General features: G+C 59.7%; 12 protein-coding genes. 6 read left to right on the forward strand and 6 right to left on the reverse strand.

Annotated features, from left to right (window positions below):
• Positions 1-47: 47 nt before the first annotated feature.
• The 3 genes from ACP7EE_RS00705 to ACP7EE_RS00715 all read left to right on the forward strand — a co-directional run bounded on the left by ACP7EE_RS00705 (position 48) and on the right by ACP7EE_RS00715 (position 3,774).
• Positions 48-1,976, forward strand: coding sequence for a RecQ family ATP-dependent DNA helicase (locus ACP7EE_RS00705; RefSeq protein ID WP_426232823.1), 1,929 nt, complete (start codon positions 48-50; stop codon positions 1,974-1,976).
• A 111-nt stretch (positions 1,977-2,087) separates the two neighbouring features.
• A complete protein-coding gene (locus ACP7EE_RS00710; RefSeq protein ID WP_426232825.1) occupies positions 2,088-3,311 on the forward strand; it encodes a 3-hydroxyacyl-CoA dehydrogenase NAD-binding domain-containing protein in 1,224 nt (407 codons plus the stop codon).
• Positions 3,312-3,342: 31 nt separating this feature from the next.
• Positions 3,343-3,774: an acyl-CoA thioesterase gene (locus tag ACP7EE_RS00715; RefSeq protein WP_426232827.1), complete on the forward strand. Its 432-nt coding sequence runs from the start codon at positions 3,343-3,345 to the stop codon at positions 3,772-3,774.
• Positions 3,775-3,829: 55 nt separating this feature from the next.
• On the opposite strand, the gene ACP7EE_RS00720 is transcribed toward ACP7EE_RS00715, so the two are convergent.
• The 4 genes from ACP7EE_RS00720 to ACP7EE_RS00735 form a co-directional block, all read right to left on the reverse strand.
• A complete protein-coding gene (locus tag ACP7EE_RS00720) occupies positions 3,830-4,312 on the reverse strand; it encodes a glycine zipper domain-containing protein (RefSeq protein ID WP_420646775.1) in 483 nt (160 codons plus the stop codon).
• 210 nt (positions 4,313-4,522) lie between these two features.
• Positions 4,523-6,871, reverse strand: coding sequence for an FdhF/YdeP family oxidoreductase (locus tag ACP7EE_RS00725; RefSeq protein ID WP_426232829.1), 2,349 nt, complete (start codon positions 6,869-6,871; stop codon positions 4,523-4,525).
• Complete coding sequence (fdhD, locus tag ACP7EE_RS00730; protein ID WP_426232831.1) at positions 6,868-7,707, reverse strand: formate dehydrogenase accessory sulfurtransferase FdhD; 840 nt, start codon at positions 7,705-7,707, stop codon at positions 6,868-6,870. The genes ACP7EE_RS00725 and fdhD overlap by 4 nt, the downstream gene beginning before the upstream one ends.
• Before the next feature lie 92 nt (positions 7,708-7,799).
• Complete coding sequence (locus ACP7EE_RS00735; protein WP_426232833.1) at positions 7,800-8,687, reverse strand: LysR substrate-binding domain-containing protein; 888 nt, start codon at positions 8,685-8,687, stop codon at positions 7,800-7,802.
• Between the two features lie 138 nt (positions 8,688-8,825).
• On the opposite strand from ACP7EE_RS00735, the gene lysM reads away from it, so the two are divergent.
• Positions 8,826-9,266 carry a peptidoglycan-binding protein LysM gene (gene lysM, locus ACP7EE_RS00740; RefSeq protein ID WP_426201956.1) on the forward strand — a complete coding sequence of 147 codons (441 nt, stop codon included), beginning with the start codon at positions 8,826-8,828 and terminating at the stop codon, positions 9,264-9,266.
• A gap of 30 nt (positions 9,267-9,296) precedes the next feature.
• Here lysM and yrfG read toward each other — a convergent pair whose 3' ends face one another.
• Positions 9,297-9,959, reverse strand: coding sequence for a GMP/IMP nucleotidase (gene yrfG, locus ACP7EE_RS00745; RefSeq protein ID WP_426232835.1), 663 nt, complete (start codon positions 9,957-9,959; stop codon positions 9,297-9,299).
• 88 nt (positions 9,960-10,047) lie between these two features.
• Here yrfG and nudE point away from each other — a divergent pair, with 88 nt between their 5' ends.
• Both nudE and cysQ read left to right on the forward strand, forming a co-directional pair.
• On the forward strand, positions 10,048-10,614 hold the full coding sequence (gene nudE, locus ACP7EE_RS00750; protein ID WP_420646781.1) for an ADP compounds hydrolase NudE: 567 nt from the start codon (positions 10,048-10,050) through the stop codon (positions 10,612-10,614).
• A 5-nt stretch (positions 10,615-10,619) separates the two neighbouring features.
• On the forward strand, positions 10,620-11,453 hold the full coding sequence (gene cysQ, locus ACP7EE_RS00755; protein WP_420647163.1) for a 3'(2'),5'-bisphosphate nucleotidase CysQ: 834 nt from the start codon (positions 10,620-10,622) through the stop codon (positions 11,451-11,453).
• 9 nt (positions 11,454-11,462) lie between these two features.
• Here cysQ and ACP7EE_RS00760 read toward each other — a convergent pair whose 3' ends face one another.
• Positions 11,463-11,918 carry a YiiD C-terminal domain-containing protein gene (locus ACP7EE_RS00760; protein WP_426232837.1) on the reverse strand — a complete coding sequence of 152 codons (456 nt, stop codon included), beginning with the start codon at positions 11,916-11,918 and terminating at the stop codon, positions 11,463-11,465.

Consider the following 11,918-nt stretch of genomic DNA (forward strand, 5'->3'; position numbering starts at 1 on the left):
CGCCCGCTAGGCTGTTGGCATGTCAGCGGTCAACGGAGTGACAGCGAATGCACAACACCCTGGAACAGGTTTTCGGCTATCCACAGTTTCGTCCCGGTCAGGAAGCGGCAGTCAGCGCGGTGCTCGCCGGTCGCTCGGCAGCGGCGATTTTTCCCACTGGGTCGGGCAAGTCTCTTTGCTATCAATTGTCGGCGCTTCTACTGCCGCATCTGACTCTTGTGGTCTCGCCGTTACTGGCGCTAATGCAGGATCAGCTGGGTTTTTTGCAACGCCACGGCATTTCGGCCGGCAGCATCGATTCGGCGCAGAGCCGCGATGATGCCAACGACGTAATGGCTCGTGCCCGGTCCGGCGAATTGAAGATACTGATGATTTCCGTGGAGCGCTTGAAGAACGAGCGCTTTCGCAATTTTTTGCAGCAGGTACCGATCTCGCTGTTGGTGGTGGATGAGGCGCACTGCATCTCCGAGTGGGGCCACAACTTCCGACCCGACTACCTCAAGCTGCCGGACTATCAACGCCAGTTCAACATCCCGCAAACCTTGCTGTTGACCGCTACCGCAACGCCGAAAGTCATCGCCGACATGCAGAGCAAATTCAGCATCGCCGAGGCCGACGTGGTAACCACCGGTTTCTACCGACCCAATCTCAATCTGCTGGTCGAGCCCGTACGTGGCCAGGACAAGCGCCGACGCTTGGTTGAATGGATGAGCGCGCGTCCAGGCCAGCCAAGCATCGTCTATGTGACCCTGCAAAAAACCGCCGAGCAGATTGCCGAACATCTTGGCCGCAGCGGCATTCAGGCCGAGGCTTATCATGCCGGCCTGCCACATGAAAAACGTGAGGCGATCCAGAAACGCTTCATGGGCGGGCAGTCCAATTGCATCGTCGCCACCATTGCGTTCGGCATGGGCATCGACAAGAGCGACATCCGCAACGTGGTGCATTTCGACCTGCCCAAATCCATCGAAAACTACAGTCAGGAAATCGGCCGTGCGGGGCGTGACGGTCAGCCTTCGGATTGTCTGGTGCTGGCCAACCGCGACAGCCTCAACGTGCTGGAAAACTTCGTCTACGGTGACACGCCGGAGCGCGATGGCATCCGTCATGTGCTGGATGAAATGAAGCTCGCTGCACCTGACGGCCAATGGGAGTTTTTGCTCGGGCCACTGGCGGATCAGAGCAACATCCGCGCGCTGCCGCTCAAGACCCTGCTGGTGCAGTTGGAACTGCGTCGGCTGATCGCACCGCGCTATGCGTATTACGCCGAGTACCGCTTCAAATACCTGCTGGAGCCGGAGGCATTGCTGGAGCGTTTCGAGGGCGAGCGCAAGGATTTCGTCGCAGCGATCATCCGGACGTCCAGTCGCGCACGGACATGGGCGACGGTGAATTTCGACGCGATGTACGAGCAGTATTCGGCTGAGCGTAATCGGGTGGTGAAGGCGCTGGATTATTTTCAGGAGAAGGGCTGGGTAGAGCTTGAGAGCAAGCAGATGACCGAGGTCTACAGTTTGCTGAACACTGACTTCGACAGTCAGAGTCTGAGCGCGGAACTGCACACGTATTTCACCCGACATGAGCAGACAGAAGTCGCGCGGATCCACGCGATGCTTGAGTTGTTCGCCACTGAGCGCTGCCTCGGTTATCGCTTGGCCGAATACTTCGGCGATCACAATGCGCCCGAGCAATGTGGGCATTGTTCGGTTTGCCATGGTCAGATCGCGCGGTTGCCGGCGCCCCCGGATTTGCCAGCGCTTGTGGATAAAAACTTCGAGGCGCTGTGCAGTGATTTTATCCACAGGCACGAGCAGCACACTGGCAATGCGCCTTCGGCAGAACGCCTGACGCGGTTCTTGTGCGGGATCAGTGTGCCGCTGTTTACCAAGCTCAAGGCTCGGGCAATTCCGGGATTTGCTGCGCTGGAGGAGTATCCGTATGCCCAAGTGCGCAGTTGGGCCGAGGCGCACCTCTGAGTCAGTCTCATCCACGCGCTGAATGTTGATCATCACGCTAATAAACTTCAAAAAACGCCGATGGCTGACTATGGTGAAACTTGTCTTTGGATCTCCAACAAGAGAACAACAATGAGCCAGACAGCCTTCGATATTCAGCAAGCCGCCGTGATCGGCGCAGGAACCATGGGCCGTGGCATTGTCATGTGCCTGGCGAATGCCGGGGTGACGGTGCAATGGGTCGACAACAATCCGCAGATGCTTGAACAGGCGCTGAGCGCAGTGGCCGATACCTACGCGCATAACGTGCGTCAGGGGCGCATTGATCAGGGCGAGGCCGATGCGCGGATCGCGAGGATTGGCTCAGCGGCGGACTATGCGGCGATTCGCAATGTCGATCTGGTGATCGAAGCGGTGTACGAGAACCTTGAACTCAAGCAAAAAATCTTCCGCGAGCTCGATGGTTTGCTCAAGCCTGAGGCATTGCTGGCGAGTAATACGTCGGCGCTGGATATCGATGCGATTGCAGCGGCGACAAGGCGGCCGGATCAAGTGCTGGGGCTGCACTTTTTCAGTCCCGCGCACATCATGAAACTGCTGGAAATCGTTCGCGGCGCGCAAACATCCCCGGCAGCGTTGAAAGCAGCGTTGGCATTGGGCGAGCGCATGGGCAAAGTCAGCGTGGTATCGGGTAACTGCCATGGCTTTATCGGCAATCGCATGCTGCATCCGTATGTCCTCGAAGCCCGTAAGATGCTGCTTGAAGGCGCTTATCCACATCAGGTTGATGCCGCGTTGCAGAGCTTTGGTTTCGCGATGGGGCCGTTTCGCATGTATGACGTTGTCGGGATTGATCTTGAATGGCGTGCGCGTGAACTCGCCGGTGAAGGGCAGGATGCGCCAGAGGTTCAGATTGATAACCGGCTCTGCGAGTTGGGTCGGTTCGGGCAGAAGTCCGGCAACGGTTATTACCACTACGAGCCGGGCAGCCGGCAGGCGGAGCATGATCCCGAGGTTGATGCGCTGGTGTTGAACGTCAGCGAAGACTTGGGCTTTCAACGTCGCGAGATCGGAGCCCATGAGATTCTTGAGCGTTGCATGCTGGCGTTGGTCAACGAGGGCGCGAAGATCTTGCAGGAAGGTATTGCCGAGTCGGCGCAGGATATCGACTTGGTGTACCTGAATGGCTACGGCTTTCCGGTGGACCGGGGCGGCCCGATGGCCTGGGCGGACGATGAGGGACTGGCAGATATCCATCAGCGCTTGCTGGCGTTGCAGACGCGGCAGGGTGACCAATGGCGGCCGGCGCCGTTGATCGGTGAGTTGGCGGCGCGAGGCAAAGGTTTTTACCTTTAGACTGGGCAGATAACTTGAGGAATCGACATTGATGTCCAACCCGACGCCGCAACGCACCGACTACCGGCACTTCCAGCCCATCACCACGCGCTGGCACGACAACGACGCCTACGGTCACGTCAACAACGTGACCTACTACAGCTTCTTCGACACAGCGGTGAACACCTACCTGATTGAGGTCGGTGGGCTGAATATCCATGACGGCGAAGTCGTGGGTTTCGTGGTCAGCTCATCGTGCGATTACTTCGCCTCGATCGCGTTCCCGGATCGAATCGAAATCGGCCTGCGCGTTGGCAAACTGGGCAACAGCTCGGTGCAATACGAACTGGCGGTATTCAAGGCTGGCGAAGATGAGGCCTGCGCGGCGGGACGGTTCGTGCACGTATTCGTCGATCGGGCATCCAATCAACCCGTGGCCATTCCCGGCGGATTGCGTGAAGCGCTGGAGCGCTTGGTGGTCTGAAAATGCGCAAAAAAAATCGCAGCCCTCGGCTGCGATTTTTCTTCAAGCATGCGCATTAACGGTGGCGATAGTGCTTTTTATGCTTGCGGTGGCCGTAAGCATGACCGCGACCACGGTGGTCGTCACGGTAGTAGCGACGATCGTCACGGCCACGGTCGTAACGACGGTCGTCGTCATCACTTTTGTTGCCCATATAGTTACCCAGCGCGCCACCGGCGCCGCCACCTGCGGCCGAACCGATCAGGCTGCCGGTCGAGCCGCCAAGGCTGCGACCCACTACGTTACCGCCGGCCGCGCCCAGCGCGCCGCCAATGGCCGCTTCGCCACGGCTGCGTTTGTCGGCGCCAACTGCGCTACCACCCGCGCCGCCCAAGGCTGCGCCGATGGTGGAACCTGTGTTGCCGCCTAAAGACTGACCGACGACCGAGCCAAGAACCCCGCCCAATGCGCCGCCCACACCTGCTTCGGTGGTGCCTCCGGCAGAAGCGAAACCACTGACCAGGCCAAGGGACAACAAGAGAATCTGGGAGAACTTCATAGAGGAGCCTCAAAGGGATGACGGCGCGATCCTGAGGCTCTGTGATGGGCGTGACAATCGAAATCCGACGAATAGCACGACTTGTATACAATTACGCAAGTTACTGTTTTAACTGCGGAACTTAAGCGATTTTCGCCGGTCTTTAGCTACTTCGGACAGGCCGCTTTTATACAAAAGCGGCCTTTTTTGTGCGCGCTGAAAAGTGAGAAATCAGGCCGATTTGGCCATGATCAACCCGGTCTCACTCGCCGCTTCCAGGCGAATTGCGATGAATTTCGACGTCGGCGTATGGCTGCCATCCCCGGTGCTTTCCAGCGGCACCAGCGGATTCACTTCAGGGTAATAAGCCGCCGCTTGCCCGGCCGGGATATCGAATGCGAGCAAAGTGAAACCCTTGACCCGACGTTCACGGCCATCGTCCCACAGCGACACGATGTCTGCCTTCTGCCCCGGCTTGAAGCCCAGTCGAATGATGTCGGCTTCGTTGACGAACACCACATCACGTTGACCCTTGACCCCGCGATAACGGTCATCGAGACCGTAAATGGTGGTGTTGTACTGATCGTGTGAGCGCATCGATTGCAGGATCAGGTCCGGCAATTGCCCGGTGGCGCGGGTGCGTTCGTGCACCAGATCCTTGGGCAGCACGTTCGGACGGAAATTCGCCCGGCCCGAAGGGGTGTTCCACTTGCGCGCACCGGCACTGTTGCCGAGATAGAAGCCTCCCGGATTTTTAACCTTTTCGTTGAATTCCTTGAAGCCCGGAATGGTGTCGGCGATCAGCTCGCGGATGCGCCGGTAGTCGGCCACCAGCCAGTTCCAGTCCACCGGTTTGCTGCCCAAAGTTGCGGCAGCGATGCCGGCAATGATTGCCGGTTCCGAGCGCATCTGGTTCGACAGCGGCTGCAATTGGCCGTTGGAGGCGTGGACCATGCTGAACGAGTCTTCCACGGTGACCGCTTGCGGGCCTTCGGTCTGGATGTCGATGTCGGTGCGACCGAGACACGGCAGGATCAACGCATCTTTGCCGTGGGCCAGATGGCTGCGGTTGAGCTTGGTGCTGATCTGCACCGTCAGGTCGCAATTGGTCAGTGCCTGGAACGTGCGCGGGCTGTCCGGGGTGGCTTGAGCGAAGTTGCCGCCCAGACCGATGAACACCTTGGCGCGACCTTCGGCCATGGCGTGGATCGCCTCGACCACGTTGTGCCCGTTGTGACGTGGCACCTTGAACTGGAAGCGTCGTTCCAGCGAATCGAGGAACGCCACGGGCGGACGTTCGTTGATGCCCATGGTGCGGTCGCCCTGCACGTTACTGTGGCCGCGCACCGGGCACAGACCGGCACCCGGCCGGCCAATGTTGCCGCGCAGCAGCATCAGGTTGGCGATTTCCTGAATGGTCGGCACCGAGTGGCGGTGCTGGGTGATACCCATCGCCCAGCACATGATTACGTTTTTGCCTTTGGCGTACATGCGCGCCGCTTGTTCGATTTCCACCAGGGTCAGGCCGGACTGCTCGACGATCTGCTCCCATGGAGTGTCATCGACCACACCCAGATACTCGAGCACGTTGACGCTGTGTTCATTGAGGAAGTCGTGATCGAACACCGCTGGCGCGCCAGCCTTCTGCGCATCGCGTTCCCATTGCAGCAGGAACTTGGCCATGCCGCGCATCAATGCCATGTCGCCGCCCAGCGCCGGGCGGAAATACGCGGTGTTGGTCGGCTTGTCGCCGTTGGTGAGCATTTCGATCGGGTGCTGCGGATGCTGGAAGCGTTCCAGACCACGCTCTTTCAGCGGGTTGACGCAGACCACCTGCGCGCCACGTTTCACCGCCTCACGCAACGGTTCGAGCATGCGCGGGTGATTGGTGCCAGGGTTCTGGCCCCAGACGAAAATTGCATCGGCGTGTTCGAAATCGTCGAAGGTCACGGTGCCTTTGCCGACGCCGACACTCTGCGCCAACGCTACGCCGCTGGCTTCGTGGCACATGTTCGAGCAGTCGGGGAAGTTGTTGGTGCCGAACGCGCGCACGAATAGCTGATAAAGGTACGCGGCTTCGTTACTGGCGCGGCCCGAAGTGTAGAACTCGGCCTGATCCGGGCTCGACAAGCCTTGGAGATGTTTGCCGATCAGCGCGAACGCGTCCTCCCAGCTAATTGGCTTGTAGTGGTCGGTCTCGGCGTCATAGACGACAGGCTCGGTCAGACGCCCCTGATATTCGAGCCAGTAATCGCTCTGTTCCAGCAGCGCAGTCACGCTGTGTTTGGCGAAGAATTTGCCATCCACCCGGCGCTTGGTCGCTTCCCAGTTCACCGCTTTGGCGCCGTTTTCGCAGAACTTGACCATGCCGCTTTCCGGCGAGTCGCCCCACGCGCAACCCGGGCAGTCGAAGCCGCCGTTCTGGTTGGTCTTGAGCATCATGCGCAGGTTTTTCAGCGCATTGTCGCTGGTCAACCAGGCCTGAGCCACGCTGATCAGCGCGCCCCAGCCGCCGGCTGCGCCTTTGTAAGGCTTATAGCGCGGGACAGGTTTCTGGTCGGCTTGATGATGTTGGCTCACAGGTGTTTCTCCATTTCTGGGCTATACACCCGCGGCGCATTTTTCTGCGGCAGGTGGATGAGATTGAGATTGTGGCGGCGCGCCCATTGCACGGCGAGGCCGGTGGGCGCGGAGAGGCTGACCAATGTCTGGATGCCGGCGCGCAAAACTTTCTGGATCAATTCGAGGCTGCAACGGCTGGTGACAATCGCCAGGCCGCCGCTGGTGGAAACCTTCTGTCGGATCAGGCCGCCGATCAGTTTGTCGAGCGCGTTATGCCGACCGATGTCTTCGCGCCCGAGCAGCAACTGGCCGCTGGCGTCCATGAACACCGCCGCATGTACTGCGCCGCAATGCTGGCCCAGCGGCTGGAACGCGCCGATGCGCTGGCGCAAGCCGTCGAGCCATTCAATCGGCGGTAACGGTGCGCCGGGCAACACCTTGAGATCGGGCAGCGCCTGTTCGACCGCTTCCACCCCGCACAATCCGCAGCCGCTGGTGCCGGCCAGTTGCCGGCGCTGAGTCTTGAGGTTCCAGAAAGCACGGTTGGCGATGGTTACTTGGGCGTACTGCGCCGAGCCTGATCCGCTCAGTTGCAGGTCGTAGATGTCTTCGGCGTGTTCGATGATGCCGCTGCCGAGGCTGAAGCCGACGATAAAATCTTCGAGGTCGGTCGGGGTCACCAGCATCACGGCCTGGCTGATGCCGTTGTAGGCAATCGCCAACGCGACTTCTTCGGCCAGCGCGGTGCTGGTCGACTCTTGCAACGCAAGATCGCTGTAGCTGTAAGTCTGGCTGGCAGAGGGCGCGGGCGTTTGCAGAGCAGGCGCCGCGCAGGCAGGGCGCTTGGCGTTCATGGCATCACCGACGGTTTGATCAACGTTAAGACTAGGCGCGGCAACTTGTCGCGTCTAATCGCTAATACTGATCTACCGATAGATGTCGTCGATCAAGACGCTGTTGGCGATTTTTGATACAGCGCGAAACAGGCCTCAGCCAACGCCGACCGTGGCGCGCCGCGACGCATGATGAAGCCAAGACGGGCGAGGGTTTGTGCGCTTTCAATCGGTTGCAGACGCAGGTCATCGGTGAGGTTTTCCAGGCCACCGTCCAGCGGCATCACCGCACAGCAGAATCCGCCATGCACCGCTTGCAACAATTGATGCACGGCATCGGTTTGCAGCAGCGGTTGCGGGCTCAGGCCACGGCTGTGGAAGTTATGGTCGATGGACTGACGAAAGTGCATGCCGCTGGTGAGCATGCCCAGCGGCAGCTCGATCAGCGCTTCCCAGCTCAACGGTTCCTCGCCGAACGTGAAGAAGCGTTGGTCATACAGCAGACCCATGCGTGTTTCGCTGAAGGCCAGCGATTCGAAACGCTCGTTGTCCAGCCGATCCAGATAGGACACGCCGATATCGATGCGATTGTTCGCCAGTTGCTCGAGAATCTGCTCGGAACTCAGCGCCGACAGTTCGAAGCGCAGGTTCGGATGCTGCGCATGCAGGCGCTGCATCAGCGGCAGCGCATCGAAACTCGACAGCGGCACCACGCCCAGCCGCAGGGTACCCACCAGATTGCCGCGACACGCCGCCGCTTCCGCCTGCAAACCGTCGTACGCCGCCAACACCGTGCGCGCCCACGCCAGCACCCGCTCGCCCGGCGCGGTGAAGCCTTCGAAGCGTTGGCCGCGATTGACTAGCGGCAGATCGAGTTCTTCTTCCAGGCTGCGCAGGCGCATCGACAGGGTCGGCTGGGTGATGTGGCACCGGGCGGCGGCCTGGCCGAAGTGGCGGGTTTCGTCGAGGGCGATGAGGAATTTCAGCTGCTTGATGTCCATCTTCGCTCCGGGGCGCAGGCAAGGGGTGAGGGATTCTAACGCTTGCGTGTGGGCAGGGTCATTGGTCGGTCAGGAACCGGATTTGCTCAAGGTGGTCTAGGCTTGGGCGTCTGGAATCTAAATCAAGGAGTGTGCGCTATGAGTATTTTCAGTTTTGTAAAAGAAGCGGGCGAAAAACTGATCGACCTGCTGACCCCCGGCAACGCCAATGCCGGCGAGCAGTTGAAGGAACACATCAGCAAGGTCGGGTTGGGCAATCCGAACATTCAGGCGACCGTTGAGGGTGACAAAGTCACGCTGACCGGTGAAGTGGCGAGCCAGGAAGAAAAAGAAAAGATTTTGCTGGCAGTGGGCAATATTGAGGGCGTGGGCAGCGTTGATGATCAGATTACGGTGACCGGGCCGGCGGTCACTGCTGCACGCTTTGTCGTGGTGAAAAAGGGCGACACCCTCAGCGCGATTTCCCTCGCGGTGTATGGCAATGCCAACCAGTACAACAAGATCTTCGAGGCCAACAAGCCTTTGCTCAAGGACGTGAACAAGATCTATCCGGGGCAGACGCTGCGTATTCCTGAATAACGCAGAATCCCACAATGATTTCGACAGGGGTCATAAGCCTTTGATCAGATCGCGATAATCCCCGACCGCCGCAAACTCCGCCGTGTCCTTCGGCCCTTTGCGGCTGTCCGGTTCCTTGACGGCCAACAGATGCGCCACACCGAAATCCCGTGCACTGCGCAGGATCGGCAAGGTGTCGTCGATGAACAGACTGCGCGCCGGGTCGAAACCGATATCAGCCTGCAACGCATCCCAGAACTGCGGGTTCTCCTTGGGGAAGCCGTAATCGTGCGAGCTGATCATCCGCTCGAAGTACGGTGCCAACTCGATCCGTTCCAGTTTCAGTGAGAGCGAATCACGGTGCGCATTGGTGATCATCACCACGCGTTTTCCCGCTTGCTTGATCGCCGCCAGAAACGTATCGGCATCCGGGCGCAGGGCGATCAGGTGTGCGGTTTCCAGTTTCAGCTCGCGCACTGACAGCTTCAGCTCGGTGCTCCAGAAATCCAGGCAATACCACTGCAATTGACCCGCATGGCGCTCGAATAGCGGCTGCAATTCCATCTCGGCCATGGCCCGGCTGACGCCGTGGCGATCGGCGTAGCGCTGCGGCAGATGTTCCAGCCAGAAATGATTGTCGAAATGCAGGTCCAGCAGCGTGCCGTCCATGTCCAGCAGAACGGTATCGATGTCGGACCAGGGTAGTGAAGGCATGGCAACGTCTCGAACGGTAGAAAGATATCCGACGTAAACAATCGGAAAAGCCGCGTTATAGTAGCGCGTTCACGCCAAGGAGCTTTGCATGCGCCAGAAACCCACCGTACTTGCCCGCGAGATTGTTGCCACCAGTCGTCTGTTCTGCGTGGAAGAGCTGAAGCTGCGTTTTTCCAACGGCGTGGAGCGCACCTATGAGCGACTGGTCGGCAAGGGCGCCGGTTATGGCGCCGTGATGATCGTGGCGATGCTCGACGGCGAGCACGCGGTGTTGGTCGAGGAATACTGCGGCGGTACCGATGAATACGAATTGTCGTTACCTAAAGGTTTGATCGAACCGGGCGAAGATGTGCTGGCAGCGGCCGAGCGTGAGCTCAAGGAAGAAGCCGGTTACGGCGCGCGCCAACTCGAGCATCTGACCGAACTGTCCTTGTCCCCCGGCTACATGAGCCAGAAGATCCAGGTTGTGCTGGCCACCGACCTGTACGAAGAACGTCTTGAAGGCGATGAACCCGAGCCAATGCGCGTGGACAAGGTCAACCTGCGCGATCTGTCGACGCTGGCGCAGAATCCGCAATTTACCGAGGGGCGCGCCTTGGCGGCGTTGTATCTGACCCGCGATCTGCTGAGCCAGCGCGGATTTTTTCAGTCATGAGTGAAGTGTCGATGAATTTTCCCCATCCGTTGATGGCGCCGGTGATCGAGCTGGCATTGCAAGCTGGCGCGGCGATCCTGCCGTTCTGGCGCGCCGAGGTGGCGGTCACCGCCAAGTCCGATGATTCGCCGGTCACCGCTGCCGACCTGGCGGCGCACCATGTGATCGTGGCCGGTCTGACGGCGCTGGATTCGAGCATTCCGATTCTGTCCGAAGAGGATGCCGACATTCCCCAGAGCGTGCGTGCCGGCTGGACGCGCTGGTGGTTGGTGGATCCACTGGATGGCACCAAGGAGTTCATCAGCGGCAGCGAGGAATTCACGGTTAATATCGCCCTGATCGAAAACGGCCGGGTGGTGTTTGGTGTAGTGTCGATTCCGACCAGCGGTCGGTTTTACGTTGGCGGCGCCGGGCTCGGCGCATGGCGCGGCGACACCGGCGGCACGCCTGAGCAAATTCAAGTTCGCGATGCTCTGGCTCCGGGTGAAGCATTTACGGTAGTTGCCAGCCGTCGTCATTCCAGTCCGGAGCAGGAGCGCTTACTGGCCGGATTGAGCGCCAGTCTGGGTGAGTTGCAACTGGCGAATATCGGCAGTTCGCTGAAATTCTGTTTACTGGCTGAAGGCGTGGCTGACTGCTATCCGCGACTGGCGCCGACTTCGCAGTGGGACACGGCGGCGGCGCAAGGTGTGCTGGAAGGGGCGGGCGGCGAAGTGTTGGATCTGAACGGTGAAGCGTTTTGTTATCCGGCGCGGGAATCGTTGCGCAACGAGTTTTTTCTGGCGCTGCCGGCGAAGGCTGCGTGGCGGGCGAAGTTGTTGGAGTTGGCCCGCGGCTGATCTGTTGTTTCAGCGGTGCAGGACGTACTGCCCGCTGAACGTCACTGCATCTTCATCACTTCCCACGTTCACAATCCGCGTATTCAGGGTCAACCGCGCCCGCCCGTAACGCTGATACATCGCCAGAAACTTCTTCCACACCGCCGCATCCGGCGCCGGGCAAATCGCGGTGGCATCGCCCGTGACCGGCAGTGGATAACTGATCTGGCCTTCCTGAATCACGATGTGTCCGTCCTCTATGCCGACTTCCTTCAGACGCAAATGCAGCCAGCCCCAACCGGCCAGCACCGCGCCGCAATACAGGCTGCCGCCAAACATGGTGCTCTTGTGATTGACGTTGGGTTCGAGCGGCAAGTGCAGACGTAGTTGGTGGTCGTGCCAGCCGAGCACTTTCAGGCCCATCTCCCGGGTCAGCGGAATGTCGCGATGAAGCACGACTTCCAGATACTCACTATCGCGGTTCAT

The organism is Pseudomonas sp. TWP3-2 (genome assembly GCF_049897765.1).
Taxonomy (GTDB): domain Bacteria; phylum Pseudomonadota; class Gammaproteobacteria; order Pseudomonadales; family Pseudomonadaceae; genus Aquipseudomonas.

Excerpts from the sequence above, each read along its gene's own strand:
- ACP7EE_RS00710 (WP_426232825.1), top strand. The coding sequence starts at position 2,088 with ATGAGCCAGACAGCCTTCGATATTCAGCAAGCCGCCGTGATCGGCGCA.
- fdhD (WP_426232831.1), bottom strand. The coding sequence starts at position 7,707 with ATGAACGCCAAGCGCCCTGCCTGCGCGGCGCCTGCTCTGCAAACGCCC.
- yrfG (WP_426232835.1), bottom strand. The coding sequence starts at position 9,959 with ATGCCTTCACTACCCTGGTCCGACATCGATACCGTTCTGCTGGACATG.
- ACP7EE_RS00760 (WP_426232837.1), bottom strand. The coding sequence starts at position 11,918 with ATGAACCGCGATAGTGAGTATCTGGAAGTCGTGCTTCATCGCGACATT.
- nudE (WP_420646781.1), top strand. The coding sequence starts at position 10,048 with ATGCGCCAGAAACCCACCGTACTTGCCCGCGAGATTGTTGCCACCAGT.
- ACP7EE_RS00735 (WP_426232833.1), bottom strand. The coding sequence starts at position 8,687 with ATGGACATCAAGCAGCTGAAATTCCTCATCGCCCTCGACGAAACCCGC.
- ACP7EE_RS00720 (WP_420646775.1), bottom strand. The coding sequence starts at position 4,312 with ATGAAGTTCTCCCAGATTCTCTTGTTGTCCCTTGGCCTGGTCAGTGGT.
- lysM (WP_426201956.1), top strand. The coding sequence starts at position 8,826 with ATGAGTATTTTCAGTTTTGTAAAAGAAGCGGGCGAAAAACTGATCGAC.
- ACP7EE_RS00715 (WP_426232827.1), top strand. The coding sequence starts at position 3,343 with ATGTCCAACCCGACGCCGCAACGCACCGACTACCGGCACTTCCAGCCC.
- ACP7EE_RS00705 (WP_426232823.1), top strand. The coding sequence starts at position 48 with ATGCACAACACCCTGGAACAGGTTTTCGGCTATCCACAGTTTCGTCCC.